This is a genomic window from Janthinobacterium sp. SUN206 (genome assembly GCF_030587305.1).
Lineage (GTDB): Bacteria > Pseudomonadota > Gammaproteobacteria > Burkholderiales > Burkholderiaceae_D > Janthinobacterium > Janthinobacterium kumbetense.
Map to the genome: position 1 here is coordinate 436,033 of NZ_JAPWIB010000001.1, position 19,152 is coordinate 455,184.

The window sequence follows — 19,152 nt, forward strand, 5'->3', positions numbered from 1 at the left end:
ACACACAAGGATCATCATGAGCGAGCAAGCGAAGAACACCTTTTTCAGCGGTCTGCAACAGAATCTCGATCAACTGCGCCAACAGGGCTTGTACAAGCCCGAGCGCGTGATCGCCTCGCGCCAGGGCGCCGAAGTGGTGTGCGACGATGGCCGTACCCTGATCAATATGTGTGCGAACAACTACCTGGGCCTGTCCGGCGACCTGCAGACGCAGGAAGCGTCTATTGCCGCCACGCAAAAGTATGGTTACGGCCTGTCGTCCGTGCGTTTTATCTGCGGCACGCAAACCGTGCATAAAGAACTGGAACAGGCGATTTCCGCTTTTCTGGGCACGGAAGACACGATTCTGTACGCGGCCGCATTCGACGCCAACGGCGGCGTGTTCGAGCCCCTGTTCGATGAAAACGACGCCATCATCTCGGATGCGCTGAACCACGCTTCCATCATCGACGGCATCCGCCTGTGCAAGGCTGGCCGCTACCGCTACGCCCACAACGACATGGCCGACCTGGAAGTGCAGCTGAAAGCGGCCGTCGCCGCCGGCAAGCGCCATAAAGTCATCGTCACGGACGGCGTATTCTCGATGGATGGCACGATCGCGCAACTCGACAAGATCTGCGACCTGGCCGACCAGTACGGCGCGCTGGTGATGATCGACGAATGCCACGCTTCCGGCTTCATGGGCGCGACGGGCCGCGGCACGCACGAACACCACAATGTGATGGGCCGCATCGACATCATCACGGGCACCCTGGGCAAGGCCCTGGGCGGCGCCATGGGCGGTTTCACGTCGGCGCGCAAGGAAGTCATCGACACCCTGCGCCAGAAATCGCGCCCTTATCTGTTCTCGAACACGCTGGCGCCATCGATCGCCGGCGCTTCGCTGTCGGTGCTGGAGCGCCTGGCCAAGTCGACGGAACTGCGCGACCGCCTGCATGAAAACACGGCCTTCTTCCGCAGCGAGATCGAACGCATCGGCTTCACCATCAAGCCGGGCACCCATCCCGTCGTTCCCGTGATGCTGTTCGACGCTCCCGTGGCGCAGAAATTCGCCGCCCGCCTGTATGAACTGGGCGTGCTGGTGACGGGCTTCTTCTACCCGGTCGTGCCGATGGGCCAGGCAAGGGTGCGCGTGCAGCTGTCGGCAGCCCACACCCGCGAACAGCTGGTGCAAGTGCTGGCCGCCTTCGAGCAGGCTGGCAAGGAACTCGGTTTGCTGACCGCCACGACCACTACCAACTAACAAGAATTCAGGAAAATAGCATGGAACGCATCTTAGTCATTGGCGCAAACGGCCAAATCGGTAGTGAACTGGTGGGCGCACTGGCGCAGCAGCACGGCGCGGACAACGTCATCGCCAGCGACATCGGCACGAATAATCTGTACCAGGCCAAGCGCTATGCGCAATTGAATGTGCTGGACAAGGACGGCCTGGCGAAGATCATCGCCGACGAAGGCATCACCCAGGTGTACCAGCTGGCGGCCATGCTGTCGGCCACGGGCGAAGCGGCGCCGTTGAAGGCGTGGAGCCTGAACATGGACGGCTTGCTCAATATCCTGGAGCTGGCGCGCGAGCGGGGCGAAGCGGGTAAGCCGCTGCGCATCTTCTGGCCGTCGTCGATCGCCGCCTTCGGCCCGAACACGCCGCAGGTGAACACGCCGCAAATGACGGTGATGGACCCGACCTCGATGTACGGCATCAGCAAGCTGGCCGGCGAGCGCCTGTGCGAGTACTACTTCAACAAGTACGGCGTCGACGTGCGCAGCATCCGCTACCCGGGCATCATCAGCTACAAATCGCCTCCGGGCGGCGGCACCACCGATTACGCCATCGCCATCTTCCATGCGGCCTTGCGCGGCGAGCGCTATGACTGCTTCCTCGATGCGAACACCACTTTGCCGATGATTTACATGCCCGACGCTATCCGCGCCACCATCGAACTGATGGACGCGCCTGTGGCCCAAATCAAGATCCGCTCCTCGTACAACGTGGCCGGCGTGTCGTTCAACCCCGAGCAGCTGGCCAAGGCCATCGTGCGCATGGTCCCGGACTTCAAGATCAGCTACAAGCCGGACAGCCGCCAGGCCATCGCCGACAGCTGGCCGCAAAGCCTGGACGACAGCAAGGCCAGCGCCGACTGGGGCTGGAAGGCGCAGATCGGCGTCGAGCAGATGGTCACGGACATGCTGGCCAATGTCGATGTGGGCCATGCCGCCAAGGCTGCCTGAAGTACGAACCCGCTTGCATAAAAACATACTAATATAAAGAGACACTACATGGACATGAGCGTATTTGACCTGTTTAAGATCGGCATCGGGCCGTCGAGTTCCCACACTGTGGGGCCGATGGTGGCGGCGCGGCGTTTTCTGGTCGAATACGGTCCGCTGGACCAGGTAGTGGGCGTCGAGGCGGCCCTGTATGGCTCGCTGGCGCTGACGGGCGTGGGCCATGCCACGGACAAGGCCGTCATTCTGGGCCTGATGGGCGAAACGCCGCAAGACGTGGCGCCCGATGCCGTCGACAGCAAGCTGGCCGCCATCGAGGCGGTCGGCGAAATCGCCTTGCTGGGCACGCACGTGGTGCCGTTTACGGCCGCCACGGGCTTGATCTGGCACAAGAGCGAATCCCTGCCCGAACATCCGAACGGCATGCGCTTTACCCTGAAACTGGCGGATGGCAGCCGCGTCGACAAAGTGTATTACTCGATCGGCGGCGGCTTTATCCGCGAAGCCGGCGAGGCCCAGGCCGAAGCGGCCGTGGAGTCGGCGGCCAGCGCGCGGGTCGTCTTCCCCTTCGATACCATGGAGCAGTTGCTGGCGCACGGCGTGGAAAGCGGCCTGTCGATCCCGGAAATGCTGCGCGCGAACGAATGCGTCAAGCGCAGCGACGCGGAACTCAATGAAGGACTGGACCGCATCTGGCACGTCATGCGCGACTGCATCGCGCACGGCCTGGAAACGACGGGCAACCTGCCGGGCGGCTTGAACGTGAAGCGCCGCGCCGCGAAATTGTGGCGTCTGGCGCAGGAAGCGAAAGCATCCGACAACCGCGCCAACGACTTGCCGCACGACGCCGTGCACTTGGTCAGCCTGTACGCGATGGCCGTCAACGAGGAAAACGCGGCGGGCGGCCGCGTGGTGACGGCGCCGACCAACGGCGCCGCCGGCATCATCCCGGCCGTGCTGCGCTACTACGCGCAGGATTGCCGCCCCAGCGACCCGGTCGGCGGCGTGCGCCGCTTCATGCTGACGGCGGCCGCCATCGGCATGTTGTGCAAACGCAATGCCTCGATCTCGGGCGCCGAAGTGGGTTGCCAGGGCGAAGTGGGCGTGGCCTGCGCCATGGCGGCGGCCGGCCTGGTGGCGGCGCTGGGCGGCACCAATGAACAAATCGAAAACGCGGCCGAAATCGGCATCGAACACCACCTGGGCATGACGTGCGACCCGATCGGCGGCCTGGTGCAGATTCCCTGCATCGAGCGCAACGGCATGGGCGCCGTGAAAGCCATCACGGCCGCTTCGCTGGCGCTGAAGGGCGACGGCACGCACTTCGTCAGCCTCGACGAAGTCATCGAAACCATGCGCCAGACGGGCGCGGATATGCAGGACAAGTACAAGGAAACGTCCTTGGGCGGGCTGGCCGTGCATGTAATCACCGTCAACCATGCAGCCTGCTAAGTGCCGGGGTCAGACCCGCCGGGACTCGGCGTCCCCGTCTGACCCAGATTTCCGCTGCGCCTTATGGCATCACTCCTCCTCAAACAGGCGTAAGCCGACATCACCATGGCAGCAAGCCATCACCCTTACTCCTCCTCAAACAACTGCTCCAGCCTCCTCGGGTAGTTATTCAGGAAATCGCGCGTGACGGCGTAGTGTTCCGTGTCTTCATACGCCACTTCGTGGATGCCGCCGCCCGTAAAACTGAGGATTTTCGCATTCGGATAGGCCAGCAGGATGGGCGAATGGGTGGCGATGATCAATTGCGAGTCGTCCTGCACCAGCTGGTGGATCACGGACAATGCCGCCATCTGGCGGCTGGGCGACAGGGCCGCCTCGGGTTCGTCCAGCAGGTACAAGCCTTTTCCCCGCAGCTTGTTGATCAGGGTGGCCATGAATGCTTCGCCGTGCGATTGCGCGTGCAGCGACTTGCCGCCATAGCTGGCCAGGTATTCCGGCATGTCGTCCATGTAGGTGGCGACGTTGAAAAAGCTTTCGGCGCGCAGGAAATAGCTGTCCTCGGGTTTTTTATAACTCTTGCTCAGGCGCAAGTGCGCGTGCAAGCCCGATTCCTCGTCCGACGGCAGGGCGATGCGCACGTTGCGCGTGCCGCCATCCTTGCCGAAACCGAGGGCCACGGCCAGCGCTTCGAGCATGGTCGACTTGCCGCTGCCATTCTCGCCCACGAAAAACGTCACGTCGCGATGAAAGTCCATGTGCACGAAGTCGCGGATGGCGGGAATGGTGAACGGATAGTGGTCCAGGTCGACGACGGCGTCAGGGCGCAGCGCGGCGCTTTGCAAATACGGTTTTTTACTCAGCGACATGGCCGGTTTTCGACTCCATAGTGGCCCCGCTCCGGGGTAACAGCTGCAGTGTGGCGCAAATTGGCGGCGCGCGCCAGTGCGCACACAGGCCATGTCCACCTGCCTTGATCTCAAGCATTATGTGTGGTTTGACAACAGCATGGCTCTCCAATTGTCACGCCGGCAACCGGCGTGCGCCACGCGATTCGCCTTGGACGGCGGCTGGCACTATAATATCCGCTGCCATTCATGATCAACCGCACTCAGCTCAACTGGACTCTTCAAATCTATGCACTACGTGTCTACCCGCGCTGATAAAGCGCCAATGAATCCGCAGCAATTCTCCGACATCCTCCTGGGCGGCCTGGCCCCCGATGGCGGACTGTATCTCCCTGAACACTACCCGCAAGTCACTGGTGCCGAGCTCAACGCCTGGCGCACATTGTCGTATGCCGACCTGGCCTACGAAATCCTGAAGAAGTTCGCCACCGATATCCCGGCCGCGGACCTGAAGGCGCTGACGGCGAAAACCTATACCAAGGCAGTCTACAAGAACGCCCGCGCCGGCGAAAATGCGGCCGACATCACGCCGCTGCGCGTGCTGGAAGAAAACGTCGTCAAGGGCGGATCGACCACCCTGATCCTGCAGGCGCTGTCGAACGGCCCGACCCTGGCCTTCAAGGACATGGCCATGCAGTTGCTGGGCAACCTGTTCGAATACACGCTGGCCAAGCACGACGCCGAACTCAATATCTTCGGCGCCACCTCGGGCGACACGGGCAGCGCGGCCGAGTACGCGATGCGCGGCAAGAAGGGCATCCGCGTCTTCATGTTGTCGCCGCACAAGAAAATGAGCGCCTTCCAGACGGCGCAGATGTTCAGCCTGCAAGACCCGAACATCTACAACATCGCCGTCGAAGGCGTGTTCGACGATTGCCAGGACATGGTCAAGGCAGTGTCGAACGACTTGCCATTCAAGGCGAAGCAGAAGATTGGCACCGTCAATTCCATTAACTGGGCAAGAGTCGTGGCGCAAGTCGTGTATTACTTCCGCGGCTACCTGGCGGCCACCACCAGCAACGAACAGAAAGTGTCGTTCACGGTGCCGTCTGGCAACTTCGGCAATATCTGCGCCGGCCACATCGCCCGCATGATGGGTTTACCCATCTCGAAACTGGTGGCGGCGACGAATGAAAACGACGTGCTCGACGAATTCTTCCGCACGGGCGTCTACCGCGTGCGCAAGTCCGCCGAAACGTACCATACGAGCAGCCCGTCGATGGATATCTCGAAAGCGTCGAACTTCGAGCGCTTCGTCTACGACCTGGTGGGCCGCGACAGCGAGCGCGTGCGCGCGCTGTTCACGAAAGTGGAAACGCACGGCGGCTTCGACTTGTCCGGCAAGCCGGGCAGCGATGGCGACGAGTTCAAGCTGGTGGCCAAATATGGCTTCAAGTCGGGCAAGTCCACGCACCAGGACCGCCTCGACACCATCCGCGACGTGGCCGACGACTATGGCATCACCATCGACACGCACACGGCCGACGGCATCAAGGTGGCGCGCGAGCACCTGGAGCCGAACGTGCCGATGATCGTGCTGGAAACGGCGCTGGCGGCCAAGTTCAACGAAACCATCCTCGAAGCGCTGGGCGTGGATGCGGAGCGCCCGGCCGGCTTCGAAAACATCGAAGACTTGCCGCAAAAGTTCGTCGTGATGGATGCGGACGTGGAAAAAATGAAGGCGTACATCGCCGCCAATACGGGGCTGTGATGACAGACGCGAGCACTGTACGTAAACCCATGCTGTCGGTGGCCGAGGCGCAAGCCTTCATGCTGGGCGCGGCGCGCCCGGTGGCCGACGTGGAGCTGGTCGACACCATGCGCGCCAACGGCCGCGTGCTGGCGGCCGCGCAAACGTCGACCCTGAACGTGCCCGAGCGCGACAACACGCAGATGGATGGCTACGCCGTGCGCGCGCAGGATTGCGCCAGCGGCGCGGCCAGCCTGCCCGTGTCGCAGCGCATCGCGGCCGGCCACGTGGGCCAGCCTTTGCAGCCGGGGACGGCGGCGCGCATCTTCACGGGCGCCCTGATCCCGGACGGCGCCGATTGCGTGGTGATGCAGGAGCAGTGCACCTTGCTTGACGGCGTGGTGACGGTCAATCACGTGCCGCACGCGGGCGAATGGGTGCGGCGCCAGGGCGAGGATATCCGCGCCGGCGGCGAAATCCTCGGCGCCGGCCGGCGCCTGCGCAGCCAGGAAATGGGCCTGGCCGCCTCGGTGGGCCTGGCGCAAGTGCCGGTGCTGCGCAAGCTGCGCGTGGCCGTCTTCTTCACGGGCGACGAGCTGGCCATGCCGGGCGAGCCTTTGGCGCCGGGCGCCGTCTACAACTCGAACCGTTTTACCTTGCGCGGCCTGCTGGAAAATCTGGGCTGCGAGATCACGGACCTAGGCATCGTGCCCGACAGCCTGGAAGCGACGCGCGCCGTGCTGCGCCAGGCGGCCCAGGGCAATGATTTGATCATCACCTCGGGCGGCGTGTCCGTGGGCGAGGAAGACCATATCAAGCCGGCCGTGGAAGCGGAAGGGCGGCTGAACATGTGGCAGATCGCCGTCAAGCCGGGCAAGCCGCTGGCGTTTGGCGAAGTGCAGGACGCGTTCTTTGTCGGCTTGCCCGGCAATCCCGTCTCCAGCTTCGTCACCTTTTTGCTGTTCGTGCGCCCGTTCATCCTGCGCCTGCAGGGCGTGGCGGGGAGCCTGGCGCCGCGCAGCTACAGGCTGCCGGCCGCGTTTGAACGCCTGAAGGCGGACAAGCGTAACGAATTCCTGCGCGCCAAGGTCAATGAAGAAGGCGAGCTGGAACTGTTCGCCAACCAGAGTTCGGGCGTGCTGACGTCCACCGTGTGGGGCGACGGCTTGATCGATTGCCCGCCGGGGCTGTCGATTGCGCGCGGCGACATGCTGCGGTTTATCCCGTTTAACGAATTGCTGTACTAAGGAAGTCTTGATGAAGATCAATCTGCGATTTTTTGCCAGCGTGCGCGAGCTGGTGGGCACGGGCCAGGAAGCGCTGGAAGTGGCCGGGCCGCTGACGGTGGGCGAGGTGCGGGCCCTGCTGATCGCGCGCGGCGGCAACTGGGAATATGCGCTGGCGCAGGGACGCGCGCTGCGCATGGCGCATAATCAGGTGATGTGCGATGCCGATACCGTGACAGGCGACGGCGACGAAGTGGCGTTCTTCCCGCCCGTGACGGGCGGCTGATCCTGCGCGCCAAATGAAACGGCCACTTCATCGAAGTGGCCGTTTTTTCATGGCGCCTTGGTTTTCGGCTTGCTGGCCGTGGTATCGCCGCAGGTGGCGCAGGCGATGGCTTTCTTGTAGCGCCAGTATTTCGAGCCGATGAAGATGGCTGACGCCACCAGCGACCAGGCCAGCGCGCTGAGGATGTCGGCGCGGCTGGTGGTGCCCTTGCTGTACTCGACCACCGTCAGGATGATGAATAAAATCGAACTGGCCAGCAAATAACGGGAAATCCAGAATCCTGCGCCCATGTGTTTCTCCTCTTGTCGTCGCGTTGTCTCGTGAAGTCGAAGTGCCGATCGCTGCAGCATGTCCGCGCAGTATGCATCATTTTTCGGCCTTCTTGCCATCCGCCGGCCTTATCTCGACTAAAATGCCGGGGTTTTCACCGTCTTTCCAGCTCGCCATGACCCAAACCAGTTCCCCTCCGTTTCACATCGCCGTCATCGGCGGCGGCCCCGCCGGCCTGATGGCCGCCCAGGCGGCCACCGACCAGGGGGCCAGGGTGGAGCTGTTCGACGCCATGCCGTCCGTCGGCCGCAAATTCCTGCTGGCGGGGCGGGGCGGCATGAATATCACGCATGCGGAAGGTTACCAGGCCTTTGTCTCGCGCTACGCCAGGCAAGCGCACCGGGTGAAACCGGCGCTGGACCAGTTCGGCCCGCAAAAGGTGCGCGACTGGGTGCATGGCCTGGGCGTGGAAACCTTTGTCGGCTCCTCGAACCGCGTCTTCCCGACGGACATGAAGGCGGCGCCCTTGCTGCGCGCGTGGCTGCACCGCCTGCGCGAAGCGGGCGTGCAATTTCACATGCGCCACCGCTGGACGGGCTGGCAAGACGGCCAGCTGGCCTTCGCCACGCCGGACGGCGAACGGCTATTCGCTTTCGACGCCGTGATCCTGGCGCTGGGCGGCGGCAGCTGGGCGCGGCTGGGGTCGGACGGCGCCTGGGTGCCGCTGCTGCAAGGGCGCGGCGTGGCCGTGACGCCCCTGGCGCCGGCCAATTGCGGCTTCGACGTGGACTGGAGCGAGTATTTCCGCAGCCGTCATGCGGGCGAGCCGCTGACCACCGTGGCCATCACGGCGCGCGACATCGATGGCTTGACGATCAAGCGCCAGGGCCAGTTCGTCATCACGGCGGGCGGCGTCGAGGGCAGCCTGATCTACGCGCTGTCGGCCGCGCTGCGCGAGCAGATCGCCGCCGAGGGCAGCACCACCATCTGGCTCGACCTGGCGCCCGACCACAGTCATGAACGCGTGTTCGAAGAAGTGACGCGCCCGCGCGGCGCCCGTTCCATGTCCAGCCACCTGAACAGCCGCCTGGCCATCAAGGGCGTGAAATCGGGTTTGCTGCGCGAATGCCTGAGTGCGGCCGACTTTGCCGACGAAGCCAGGCTGGCCGCCGCCATCAAGCTGCTGCCCGTCACCTTAAGGCGTCCGCGCCCCATCGATGAAGCCATCAGCAGCGCCGGCGGCGTGGATTTTGAAGGTGTCAAAGGCAGCATGCTGCGTGCCATGCCGGGCGTGTTCCTGGCGGGGGAAATGCTGGACTGGGAAGCGCCGACGGGCGGCTACCTGCTAACGGCCTGCCTGGCGCAAGGCAAGGCGGCCGGCGAGCAGGCGGTCAGCTGGCTGGAAGAGAACCTTAGTGCCAGGTAATTTCGCCCGAGCCGCTTTTCTGCGTCTCGCGCTGGCGCGGGTTGCCGTGGACGTGGATGTCGCCGCTGCCGCGCACGGTCAGGTTGGCGGCGTCGCGCACGAAGACGGTGCTCGTGCCCGAGCCTTGCAGGCTGACGCTGGCCTTGTCGGCGGCCAGGTGCTCGGCATCGATGTCGCCTGAACCGCTGAGGTCGGCGCGCAGGAATTTCGTGTTGCCGCTGGCGGCGATGCGCCCGGAGCCCACCATTTCCAGCACCACGCTGTCGCTGTTGCCGGCATTGATGTCGAGGTCGCCGCTGCCGTTGACGGTGGCTTGTACCTGCTTGTAGCGTCCCGTGAAACTGACGTCGCCGGAACCCGTCAATTCCAGGATGAAACTGTCGCCGGAAAAGCCCGTGATCTTGCTGTCGCCATTGCCGTGCACTTCGACGCGCACGAGGGCCGGCAGCACCAGTTCCACCTGCAGCGGCTGGCGATGGTGGAACAGCATGCCTTTCGGGCCGATATGCACGGTCGTGCCATCCTGCGTGGTGTCGACGTTCGACAGCAAACGCTGTTCGCCGCTGACCTTCAGCGATGGCGTGGCGCCGCGGCGCAGCACCAGGTCGATGGGGCCGGCCAGGTCGATGCTGGTGATATCGGCGGAAATCGGGCGCGTTTCGCTGCGCACGGCGCGGCCGGCAGCGCTGCTGGGATTGCTGATTCCCTTGGCGCGCAGCGCCGCATACGACATGGCGATCAGGACCAATGCCAGCAAGAGCATGGACAGGCCAACTTTGAGCAAGCGTTTCATGGCAGCCTTTCTAGTGACCTTTGAGCAGGGAAACATTCATGGCAACGTAGCGCTTGATGCCGATCAAGGTATAGCGCGTTACGACCAGACTGAGCAGGAAGATGGCGATGCCGCCGAGCAGCATGCCCACGCCAAAGACGGTTTGCGTGGTGCGCGCATCGCGGTCCATGTCGGTGGAGATGCGGATGCCGCCGCCGGCCAGCGCTTCGGCCCGCTCCATCATGCGCGATGAGGCGCCCGGTGCCTCGGGTGCGGACTCGGCTTTGACGGGGCCGGGCACGTGGTCGACTTCGATGCCCGTGTCGCCGATGGTGATGCGCGTTTCGCGCCGTTCGCCGCCTTCGCCGCCGTCATCGTCATGGATGAAGACGTGGCGCAGGGGGCCATCGAGCACCAGTTCGTTGGCGCCGGACAAGCCGCTGGCCGTGATGGCGATGCCGGCCAGGTAAAAGCTCAGGCCGACGGCGTACAGGGTGGCCAGCAGGGCCGCGTAGACGGCGGCAGGCACGACCATGAACAGGTTGAAGATGGTCAGGCCCACCAGCGAGACAAGCAGGCGCAGCAGGTTGACGGGCGTTTTCTTTTGCTCGAAAGCCTGGCGATGGGTGCTGCTGCGCAAGGTGAGGGCGATTTTTTTCGGGTCGCCCAGGTCATCGGCGATTTCGTGCTCGCTGCGGCCGGCCGCAGCGCCTTCGATGAAGGTCTGTTCGTAATAATCGAGGGTCTTGGCCACCAGGTCCGGTGGCAAGCCTGCCAGTGCGCGCCGCAGCGCGTCGAGATAATCTTGCTTGTTCATCATATTCTTCCTGTCCGCCGCTTCAGCCCACTGCCGGCAGCAACATGCTTGCCTGGCTCAGCAGCAACGGTGCCTGTGGCGCCTGCTGTACCTGCATGACGATCAAGGTTGTTAGCACCACACCCGCCAGCAGCGCCAGGGCTTTCAAGCTGTTTTTCAAGTGCAAGGTGGTGTGCATGGTATTCCTCGTGGCATGGCCGTTGTCGATGATCAGACTGTACCCAAGCGCACGCGAGCGCACCAGCGCGGTGCGACAGAATGCAATTTCGCGGGGGCGAGCGACGCCAGGGGAGGATGCACCGTCAAGTCTACTTTGCCGCCTTGCCCGTGGTGACGACCTTGGCGGCCGCCACGCCGCTGCGCACGGCCGCCTCGATGGTGGCCGGATAGTCTTGTGTCCGGTCGTCATTCGCCGTGTAGTCGCCGGCCAGCAGCAGGCCCGGCACGCCGCTGGCGTTGCCGGGGCGCGCCAGGTCCGGCGTGCAGGCGAACGTGGCGCGCTTTTCCGTGATCAGCTGGGTCCACAGGGGCTGGGCCAGGGCAGGGCGCTGCAAGACCTGCGCCAGCTGCGCCGCGATGGCTTGCGCCAGCGGCCCGTGGCCTTGCTCGGCGGCAGGGCCGGAGGCGCTGATGACGACGGCCAGCAAGCCGGCCTGTTTGCTGTCGAGCTGGCCCCGGTCGAAGACGAACTGGCCCCAGTGCCGGTTCGCCGGCGTATCGACGAGGGCGTAGAACGGCAAGTCCAGGCGCACCGAGGCGTCGTATTGCAGGTAGCAGGTACTGATCGCTTCCGGCGTGAAGGCTTGCATTTTGGCAATAACGTCATCGAGGCGCGCGTCCTGCAAGCCTTGCAGCAGGCCGGCCGCTTGCACGGACGAGGTGGCGACGATGACGCCGTCAAAGATATCTCCATCGTCGACGTCGTCATCGAGCCGCCAGCGGCCGTCGGGCAGCGCCTGCAGGGCGGCCACCTTGGCGCCCGTGCGCACTGCGCCGCCATGTTGTTCCACATAGCGGGCGGCCGCGTCGGGCAGCACGCTGCTCAGGTCGGCCTTCGGGACCAGCATGTCCGAGGCGCGGCGGCGGCTGGCGCCCAGGCTGTCGCGCAGCACGTTGAGGAAGACGCGGGCCGAGGCGCGCTCGGGCGGGGTATTCAGGGCGGCCAGGCACAGCGGGTGCCACATCAGCCGGTTCAGGCGGTCCGTCTGGTCGAAGCGCTGCAGCAATTCGCTGACCGTGCAATCGTTGTACAGTTGCCAACCCATCGTCCGCATGGCGGTGGAAAAGCGCATCAGGGCCAGTTTGTCGGCGCGCAATAATCCCGTGGCGCGCAGCAGGGCCCAGACCAGGTGCAGCGGCGCGGGCAGGCGGGGCGCGATGAAATCCATGCCCCCGGAGCCGGCCGGATAGCGCATCTGCAGGGGCAGCGTGAGGATCAGTTCGTCCGGGTCTTGCCCCGCCAGTTTGATCAGGCGCAAGGTTTCCGTGTAGGCGCCCAGCAAGATATGCTGGCCGTTGTCGAGCACCGTGTTTTCTCTCTCGACCCTGCGCGCGCGCCCGCCCAGGGTGCGCGCCGCCTCGAAGACGGTCACCGGGTGACCGGCGCGCGCCAGTTCCATGGCCGTCGCGCAGCCGGCCCAGCCGGCGCCGATGACGGCGTAGCGTTGCTTCACGATAGGCTTAGCCACGAACCCAGGTCTTCCAGGCCAGCCACAGTTTGCGGATCGGCGTGAGCGAGATGCGCTGTTTCAGCACGTGGTAGCCGTCGCGCTCGACTTCGTTAAGCAGGGTGCGGTAGATGGCGGCCATGATCAGCCCCGGACGCTGGGCGCGGCGATCCTCGGCTGGCAACAGCGCGAAAGCTTCGTCATACGCCTTTTGCGCGCGCGCCACCTGGAAACGCATGAGGTTTTCAAAGTTTTCGCTGTGGCGCGCGTTCAGCAAGTCGGCCGCCGTCACATTAAATTGCTGCAATTCGCTGATCGGCAAATAGATGCGCCCCTTGCGCGCATCTTCGCCCACGTCGCGGATGATGTTGGTCAGCTGGAAGGCATGGCCCAGTTTTTCCGCGTACAGCAGGGTTTCCGGGCGGGTCGCGCCAAAGATGCTGGCCGACAAGATACCCACCACGCTGGCCACATGCCAGCAATAGCGGCTCATGGCCTGGTAATCGAGGTAGCGGGTCTGGTTCAAGTCCATTTCCATGCCGTCGATGATGGCCTGCAAATGCTTTTCTTCCAGTTGATACACGGCCAGATGCGGTTCCAGCGCGCGCATCACGGGATGCGTGGGGATGCCCTCGTACATGGCCTTGACTTCCTTGCGCCACCAGACCAGCTTGGTGCGTGCCACGGCTTCGTCCGTGCATTCATCGACCGTGTCATCGACTTCGCGGCAGAAAGCGTACAGGGCCGTGATGGCCTTGCGGCGCTCGGCGGGCAGGAACAGGAAGCTGTAGTAGAAGCTGGAGCCGCTCTGGGCGGCCTTTTGTTGGCAGTATTCGTCGGGAGACATAGTCAAAAGAGCAAGGGTTGCAGATCGAAGCCGCTATTCTATCGTCTTACAGAGTGGGCGACGGGGGAAAAGCCGTTTTTACTTGTGTCTCTTGATGCAAGCTTTTGCGCGACATGCGCAGGGCGCGCCAGAAAATGATCAGCCAGTCGCGTTTCTCCAGCTTGGGACGGCGCCGGAACACGTCGTAATTGACGGCTTCGATGCATTCGAGGATGCGCAAGCCGCCTTGCACCACCAGGCGCAATTCCCAGCCAATGCGGCCGCGCAAGCGCAGGGCCAGCGGCGCGCCGGACAGCATCAGGGCGCGCGTGCGGGCCACTTCGAAGCGCATCAGGGCGCTCCACTTGCCGTGCGCCTCGGGCCGCTCGAAGGCGGCGGCGGAGACGGCAAAGCGGCTCAAGTCTTCCATCGGCAGGTAGATGCGCTCTTTTTGCTGGTCGATGGCGACGTCTTGCAAGAAATTAATTAGTTGCAAAGCTGAACATATCGCATCGGAATCGCGTACATTCTGTTCATCGGCCGCGCCATACAGGTGCAGCATCAGCAGCCCCACGGGGTTGGCCGAGCGGGCGCAGTAATCGAGCACATCGTCATAGCTGGCGTAGCGCGTCGTTTCCACATCCTGTTTAAATGCCGACAGCAGATCGTGGAACGGCTTCAGCGGCAACTGGTGTTTGGCGATGACGGCGGCCAGGCGCTCGAACATGGCGGCGTTCTCGCCGGCATGGCCTTCGTGGCGGTCCATGCGGCCCAGCGCTTCTTCATAGGCGTGCAGGGCGGCCAGGCGCTCGGCCGGCGTGGCGTCGCCCTCATCGGCCAGGTCGTCGGCGCTGCGGGCGAAGGCATAGATGGCTTCGACGGCGGGCACCAGGCGGCGCGGCAGTAAAAATGATGCAACAGGAAAATTTTCGTAATGGTCTACAGGCATGAACACACTTCTCTAGTCTTGCGTTTGTCCGGCACCCTCACACGCTGGAATGGGGCCGGACGTTGTACGTCTCAAGATTAATGACGCAAAAGTCACTAAAAACTTTTACGCACGATTATAATTAATAACCAGAAAGTCATTAGGGGAAAATCGCTCCCCGCGATGACCAAGCTGATATTGTCACAAATTTAAGGATATCGCGTGCGAAAAAGTTTGGCTTGGCCCAAAGGACAAGCAAAAAGTTTCTCCGCATAAAAATATTGCAGCCCGCATAGTAAAGGAAAATACCTTGTTTGCCCTGAAAACCCTGCGCCGCGAGACCGGCGCTCCCGCACTTCCCGCCCTGCGGCTGATTGCCGCCGCCGCCCTGGCGCTGACCCTGGCGGCTTGTTCCAAGCCTGCCGTCAAAGTGGAAGACGTGCGCCCCGTGCGCGCGATCGTATTGTCTAGCAGTAATGTTGACGTGAGTGCCGAGCTGTCGGGCGAGGTCGTGCCCCGTGTCGTATCGCAGCTGGGCTTCCGCGTGGGCGGCAAGATCGTCGCGCGCAAGGTGGACGTGGGCGCCAGCGTCAGGAAGGGGCAAGTGCTGATGCAGCTCGACCCTGCCGACTTGCAGCTGTCGCAGGCGCAGGCCAAGGCTTCGCTCGTCAGCGCGGAAACGAGCCGCGACCTGGCGCGCGCGGAATTGAAGCGCTACCAGGATTTGCGCGAGAAAAATTTCGTCAGCCAGGCCGTGCTTGACGGCAAGGACGCCGCCTACAAGGCGGCGCAGGCGAACGTGGAAGCGGCCCAGGCCCTGTACCGTGGCCAGGCGAACCAGTCCGGCTATGCCAGCTTGCTGGCCGACGTCGATGGCGTCGTCACGCGCATCGAGGCCGAAGTGGGGCAGGTGGTGGCGCCCGGCGCGCCCGTCGTGCAAGTGGCGAAGAGCGGCGAGAAGGAAGTCGTGATCGGCATTCCTGAAGACAAGGTCGAGACCTTGCGCGGCGTCAAGGATGTGGTGGTGCGCCTGTGGGCCGACCCGAAGCAGGGCTTGCCGGGCAAGATACGCGAAGTGTCGCCCGTGGCCGATGCCGCCACGCGCACCTATATCGCCAAGGTCAGCATCCCGGACGCGCCGCAGGCGCGCCTGGGCATGACGGCCGTGGTGCAGTTCGCCTCGCAGACGGCCACGCCGCAGATCAAGGTACCGCTGACGGCCCTGTTCAATGAGAAATCGCAAAGTTCCGTGTGGGTGGTGGAAAACGGCGCCGTGAAGCTGGTGCCGGTGACGGTGGGCGGCGTGGCGGGCAATGAGCTGCTGCTGACTTCGGGCGTGAAGGCGGGCCAGACCGTGGTCACGGCCGGCGTCAACCTGCTCAAGCCGGGCCAGAAAGTGACCATCCTCGGCGCCGAACTGGCCAGCAAGCCTGCCGCCGGTGCCGCCGCCGTCAGCGTGGGTGCGGTCAAATGAAGGGCGGCTTCAATCTGTCGCGCTGGGCGCTCGAACACATCCCGCTGACGCGTTACTTGATGGCCGTGCTGCTGATCGGCGGCATGCTCAGCTACGCCAGCCTGGGCCAGGATGAAGATCCTCCGTTTACTTTCCGCGCCATGGTGCTGCAAGCGTACTGGCCCGGCGCCACGGCCTTGCAGATGGCCGAGCAGGTGACGGACAAGCTGGAAAAGAAGCTGCAGGAAACGCCGTACATCGACGAAATCACCAGCTATTCGAAGCCGGGCGAAACCCTGATCCTGCTGGAACTGCGCGAATCGGCGCCGCCCAAGGAAACGGCCGCCGCCTGGTACCAGGTGCGCAAGAAGATCGGCGACATCCAGGGCACCTTGCCGGCCGGCGTCGTGGGCCCGTTCTTCAATGACGAGTTCGGCGACACGTATGGCTCCATCTTCGCCCTGTCCGGCGACGGTTTTACCTACGCGGAAATGAAGGATTACGCGGACAAGGTACGCCAGGAACTGCTGGCCGTGGGACAGGTATCGAAGGTGGAACTGTTCGGCGTGCAGGATGAAAAGATCAATATCGTCTTTTCGCACAAGAAATTTGCCCAGCTGGGCATTCCTTTCGACGCCATCGTGCAGCAACTGTCCGCGCAAAACAGCATCAACGCCACGGGCGTGCTGGTGACGCCGACGGACAATCTGCAAGTGCGCGTGACGGGCGCCATGCTGACCGTCAAGGACCTGGAAAACCTGGAACTGCGCGCCAACGGCACCACCTTCCGCCTCGGTGATTTTGCTACCGTGAAACGTGAACTCATCGATCCGCCGAAGGACAAGATGCGTTTCAACGGCAAGGAAGTGATCGGCCTGGGCGTGTCGATGGAAAAGGGCGGCAATATCATCGACATGGGCAAGGCCTTGCAGGCAACGGTCACGCGCATGAAGAGCGAGTTGCCGGTCGGCATAGAACTGCAGCGCGTGTCGAACCAGCCGGAAGCCGTGTCCGCTTCCGTGGGCGAGTTCGTGCATACCCTGGTCGAAGCCATCCTGATCGTGCTGGCAGTCAGCTTTGTCGCGCTGGGCTTGCACACGAAACCGCTGCGCATCGACGTGCGTCCCGGCCTGGTGGTGGCGCTGACCATTCCGCTGGTGCTGGCCGTCACCTTCCTGTTCATGCGCCTGCTCGACATCGACTTGCACAAGATTTCGCTGGGCGCCCTGATCATCGCGCTGGGATTGCTGGTCGATGACGCCATCATTGCCGTCGAGATGATGGTGCGCAAGATGGAAGAGGGCATGTCGCGTTTCGACGCGGCCACGTTCGCCTATACGTCGACGGCCATGCCCATGCTGACGGGTACCCTGATCACGGTGGCGGGCTTTTTGCCCATCGGCCTGGCCAAGTCGGCCGCCGGCGAATACACGTTCTCCTTGTTCTCCGTCAATGCGCTGGCCCTGATCATTTCGTGGGTGGTGGCCGTCGTCTTCACGCCCTACATCGGCTATGTCTTGCTGAAAGTCAAACCGCACGCGCATAACGACCATGAATTGTTCGATACGCCGAACTTCCGCCGCTTCCGCCGCGCCGTCACCTGGTGCGTGGAATGGCGCAAGACGACGATTGCCGCCACCCTGGCTATCTTTGCGCTGGGCATTTACGGCTTTAACTTTATTGAAAAGCAATTCTTCCCCGATTCCAGCCGTCCCGAACTGATGGTGGAGTTGTGGTCGCCCGAAGGCACGACGTTTGCCGCGAATGAAAAGCAGGTGAAGAAATTCGAAGCCTTCGTGGGCAAGCTCGACGGCGTGGAAAGCGTCACCAGCTATGTCGGCACGGGCAGCCCCCGTTTCTACTTGCCGCTGGACCAGATCTTCCCGCAGACCAACGTGTCACAAGTGGTGGTCTTGCCGAAGAGCCTGGCTGACCGCGAACGCTTGCGCCAGCAAATCGTCGATGTCTTCAAGAAAGATTTCCCGGAAGTGCGGGGCCGCGTCAAACTGTTGCCGAACGGGCCGCCCGTGCCGTATCCCGTGCAATTTCGCGTCACGGGACCGGAAGTGGCCGGTGTGCGCGCCATCGCCGACCAGGTCAAGGACATCATGCGCGCCAATCCGAACACCCTGGGCGTGAACGACAACTGGAATGAGTCGGTGAAAGTATTGCGCCTGGACCTGGACCAGGACAAGATGCGCGCGCTGGGCGTCACGTCGAAAACGGTGATGCAGGCGGCCAATACGATTCTGTCGGGCACCGTCATCGGTCAATTCCGTGAAGACAATAAGCTGATCGACATCCAGGTGCGCCAGCCGCTGGAAGAGCGGGCGACGATTTCCGTGCTGAATGACACGAATATCCCGACGGCGACGGGCAAGTCCGTACCCATCTCGCAGCTGGCCCGCGCGCATTTCGTGTGGGAACCGGGTGTCGTCTGGCGCGACAAGCGTGAATGGGCCATTACGGTGCAGTCGGACGTGATCGACGGCATCCAGGGCGCCACCGTGTCGACGCAGCTGGCGCCGCAGCTGGACGCCTTGCGGGCCAAGTTGCCGGCCGGCTACCGCATCAATGTGAAGGGCGTGGCGGCCGACAGCGGCGAAGCGGAAGCGTCGATTTCGGCGAACTTGCCGTTGGCTATCTTCATCATCTTCACCTTGCTGATGCTGCAGCTGCACAGTTTCTCGCGTTCCCTGCTGGTCTTCCTGACGGGGCCGCTGGGCGTGGCGGGCGCCGCGTTTGCCTTGCTGCTGCTGCACCGTCCGCTGGGCTTCGTGGCCAACCTGGGCGTCATCGCGCTGTTCGGTATGATCATCCGCAACTCGGTGATCCTTGTCGACCAGATCGAGCAAGACATCCGCGATGGTTCGGCTCCATGGGACGCCATCATCGACTCGGCCGTGCGCCGTTGCCGCCCCATCGTGCTGACGGCCGCAGCCGCCGCGCTGGCCATGATTCCGTTGTCGCGCTCCGTGTTCTGGGGGCCGATGGCGGTGGCCATCATGGGCGGCCTGATCCTGGCGACGGCCTTGACTCTGCTGTTCCTGCCGGCCCTGTATGCGGCCTGGTTCCGGGTCAAGAAGCCGGCGCCGGCGACCGCAAAAGAAGGCTAGCCGCCTGCGCCAGGGCTTAGGCAAAAAAAGGCGGCATTCCTCTGGGAAATCCAGTAGAATGCCGCCTTTGCTTTACCGAGGGCTTGCTCGTT

The 19,152-nt window shown here is 63.4% G+C and carries 17 protein-coding genes; 9 read left to right on the forward strand and 8 right to left on the reverse strand.

Annotation, left to right across the window (positions count from 1 at the left end):
* The first annotated feature begins 16 nt into the window (after positions 1-16).
* The 3 genes from kbl to O3300_RS01805 are packed head-to-tail and all read left to right on the forward strand — an operon-like array spanning position 17 to position 3,678.
* Complete coding sequence (gene kbl, locus O3300_RS01795; RefSeq protein ID WP_305051811.1) at positions 17-1,243, forward strand: glycine C-acetyltransferase; 1,227 nt, start codon at positions 17-19, stop codon at positions 1,241-1,243.
* A gap of 20 nt (positions 1,244-1,263) precedes the next feature.
* Positions 1,264-2,229: an NAD-dependent epimerase/dehydratase family protein gene (locus O3300_RS01800; RefSeq protein ID WP_099664155.1), complete on the forward strand. Its 966-nt coding sequence runs from the start codon at positions 1,264-1,266 to the stop codon at positions 2,227-2,229.
* A 48-nt stretch (positions 2,230-2,277) separates the two neighbouring features.
* Positions 2,278-3,678 carry an L-serine ammonia-lyase gene (locus O3300_RS01805; protein ID WP_305051812.1) on the forward strand — a complete coding sequence of 467 codons (1,401 nt, stop codon included), beginning with the start codon at positions 2,278-2,280 and terminating at the stop codon, positions 3,676-3,678.
* A 125-nt stretch (positions 3,679-3,803) separates the two neighbouring features.
* On the opposite strand, the gene O3300_RS01810 is transcribed toward O3300_RS01805, so the two are convergent.
* Positions 3,804-4,544, reverse strand: coding sequence for an AAA family ATPase (locus O3300_RS01810; protein WP_099664153.1), 741 nt, complete (start codon positions 4,542-4,544; stop codon positions 3,804-3,806).
* 268 nt (positions 4,545-4,812) lie between these two features.
* Between O3300_RS01810 and thrC the strand changes: the two genes are divergently transcribed.
* The 3 genes from thrC to moaD are packed head-to-tail and all read left to right on the forward strand — an operon-like array spanning position 4,813 to position 7,785.
* Positions 4,813-6,294: a threonine synthase gene (gene thrC / locus O3300_RS01815; RefSeq protein ID WP_305051813.1), complete on the forward strand. Its 1,482-nt coding sequence runs from the start codon at positions 4,813-4,815 to the stop codon at positions 6,292-6,294.
* The gene (glp, locus tag O3300_RS01820) at positions 6,294-7,520 is read left to right on the forward strand and encodes a gephyrin-like molybdotransferase Glp (RefSeq protein WP_305051814.1); all 1,227 of its coding nucleotides are present in this window, start codon (positions 6,294-6,296) and stop codon (positions 7,518-7,520) included. The genes thrC and glp overlap by 1 nt, the downstream gene beginning before the upstream one ends.
* Positions 7,521-7,530: 10 nt before the next feature.
* Positions 7,531-7,785 (forward strand): molybdopterin converting factor subunit 1, encoded by a 255-nt coding sequence (gene moaD / locus O3300_RS01825; protein WP_077403939.1) that lies wholly within the window; start codon positions 7,531-7,533, stop codon positions 7,783-7,785.
* A gap of 47 nt (positions 7,786-7,832) precedes the next feature.
* Here moaD and O3300_RS01830 read toward each other — a convergent pair whose 3' ends face one another.
* The gene (locus O3300_RS01830) at positions 7,833-8,075 is read right to left on the reverse strand and encodes a hypothetical protein (protein ID WP_099664150.1); all 243 of its coding nucleotides are present in this window, start codon (positions 8,073-8,075) and stop codon (positions 7,833-7,835) included.
* Between the two features lie 155 nt (positions 8,076-8,230).
* Between O3300_RS01830 and O3300_RS01835 the strand changes: the two genes are divergently transcribed.
* Entirely contained in the window at positions 8,231-9,481 is a 1,251-nt protein-coding gene (locus O3300_RS01835) for a TIGR03862 family flavoprotein (RefSeq protein WP_305051815.1), read from the forward strand.
* Here O3300_RS01835 and O3300_RS01840 read toward each other — a convergent pair.
* The 6 genes from O3300_RS01840 to hpnC form a co-directional block, all read right to left on the reverse strand.
* On the reverse strand, positions 9,468-10,274 hold the full coding sequence (locus O3300_RS01840) for a head GIN domain-containing protein (protein ID WP_305051816.1): 807 nt from the start codon (positions 10,272-10,274) through the stop codon (positions 9,468-9,470). The two genes, O3300_RS01835 and O3300_RS01840, sit on opposite strands and share 14 nt — an antisense overlap.
* Before the next feature lie 10 nt (positions 10,275-10,284).
* Entirely contained in the window at positions 10,285-11,073 is a 789-nt protein-coding gene (locus tag O3300_RS01845; protein ID WP_257218618.1) for a DUF1700 domain-containing protein, read from the reverse strand.
* Between the two features lie 19 nt (positions 11,074-11,092).
* Positions 11,093-11,248 (reverse strand): hypothetical protein, encoded by a 156-nt coding sequence (locus O3300_RS01850; protein ID WP_305051817.1) that lies wholly within the window; start codon positions 11,246-11,248, stop codon positions 11,093-11,095.
* A 130-nt stretch (positions 11,249-11,378) separates the two neighbouring features.
* Entirely contained in the window at positions 11,379-12,758 is a 1,380-nt protein-coding gene (gene hpnE / locus O3300_RS01855; protein ID WP_305051818.1) for a hydroxysqualene dehydroxylase HpnE, read from the reverse strand.
* A complete protein-coding gene (gene hpnD, locus O3300_RS01860; RefSeq protein WP_077403957.1) occupies positions 12,751-13,584 on the reverse strand; it encodes a presqualene diphosphate synthase HpnD in 834 nt (277 codons plus the stop codon). The genes hpnE and hpnD overlap by 8 nt, the downstream gene beginning before the upstream one ends.
* A gap of 46 nt (positions 13,585-13,630) precedes the next feature.
* Positions 13,631-14,512, reverse strand: a complete 882-nt coding sequence (gene hpnC, locus O3300_RS01865; protein ID WP_289905140.1) for a squalene synthase HpnC — start codon at positions 14,510-14,512, stop codon at positions 13,631-13,633.
* A 289-nt stretch (positions 14,513-14,801) separates the two neighbouring features.
* Between hpnC and O3300_RS01870 the strand changes: the two genes are divergently transcribed.
* The gene (locus O3300_RS01870) at positions 14,802-15,965 is read left to right on the forward strand and encodes an efflux RND transporter periplasmic adaptor subunit (protein WP_305051819.1); all 1,164 of its coding nucleotides are present in this window, start codon (positions 14,802-14,804) and stop codon (positions 15,963-15,965) included.
* A complete protein-coding gene (locus O3300_RS01875) occupies positions 15,962-19,060 on the forward strand; it encodes an efflux RND transporter permease subunit (protein WP_099664143.1) in 3,099 nt (1,032 codons plus the stop codon). Before O3300_RS01870 ends, O3300_RS01875 begins: the two co-directional genes overlap by 4 nt.
* Positions 19,061-19,152: the final 92 nt, after the last annotated feature.

Excerpts from the sequence above, each read along its gene's own strand:
- kbl (WP_305051811.1), top strand. The coding sequence starts at position 17 with ATGAGCGAGCAAGCGAAGAACACCTTTTTCAGCGGTCTGCAACAGAAT.
- O3300_RS01800 (WP_099664155.1), top strand. The coding sequence starts at position 1,264 with ATGGAACGCATCTTAGTCATTGGCGCAAACGGCCAAATCGGTAGTGAA.
- O3300_RS01805 (WP_305051812.1), top strand. The coding sequence starts at position 2,278 with ATGGACATGAGCGTATTTGACCTGTTTAAGATCGGCATCGGGCCGTCG.
- O3300_RS01810 (WP_099664153.1), bottom strand. The coding sequence starts at position 4,544 with ATGTCGCTGAGTAAAAAACCGTATTTGCAAAGCGCCGCGCTGCGCCCT.
- thrC (WP_305051813.1), top strand. The coding sequence starts at position 4,813 with ATGCACTACGTGTCTACCCGCGCTGATAAAGCGCCAATGAATCCGCAG.
- glp (WP_305051814.1), top strand. The coding sequence starts at position 6,294 with ATGACAGACGCGAGCACTGTACGTAAACCCATGCTGTCGGTGGCCGAG.
- moaD (WP_077403939.1), top strand. The coding sequence starts at position 7,531 with ATGAAGATCAATCTGCGATTTTTTGCCAGCGTGCGCGAGCTGGTGGGC.
- O3300_RS01830 (WP_099664150.1), bottom strand. The coding sequence starts at position 8,075 with ATGGGCGCAGGATTCTGGATTTCCCGTTATTTGCTGGCCAGTTCGATT.
- O3300_RS01835 (WP_305051815.1), top strand. The coding sequence starts at position 8,231 with ATGACCCAAACCAGTTCCCCTCCGTTTCACATCGCCGTCATCGGCGGC.
- O3300_RS01840 (WP_305051816.1), bottom strand. The coding sequence starts at position 10,274 with ATGAAACGCTTGCTCAAAGTTGGCCTGTCCATGCTCTTGCTGGCATTG.
- O3300_RS01845 (WP_257218618.1), bottom strand. The coding sequence starts at position 11,073 with ATGATGAACAAGCAAGATTATCTCGACGCGCTGCGGCGCGCACTGGCA.
- O3300_RS01850 (WP_305051817.1), bottom strand. The coding sequence starts at position 11,248 with ATGCACACCACCTTGCACTTGAAAAACAGCTTGAAAGCCCTGGCGCTG.
- hpnD (WP_077403957.1), bottom strand. The coding sequence starts at position 13,584 with ATGTCTCCCGACGAATACTGCCAACAAAAGGCCGCCCAGAGCGGCTCC.
- hpnC (WP_289905140.1), bottom strand. The coding sequence starts at position 14,512 with ATGCCTGTAGACCATTACGAAAATTTTCCTGTTGCATCATTTTTACTG.
- O3300_RS01875 (WP_099664143.1), top strand. The coding sequence starts at position 15,962 with ATGAAGGGCGGCTTCAATCTGTCGCGCTGGGCGCTCGAACACATCCCG.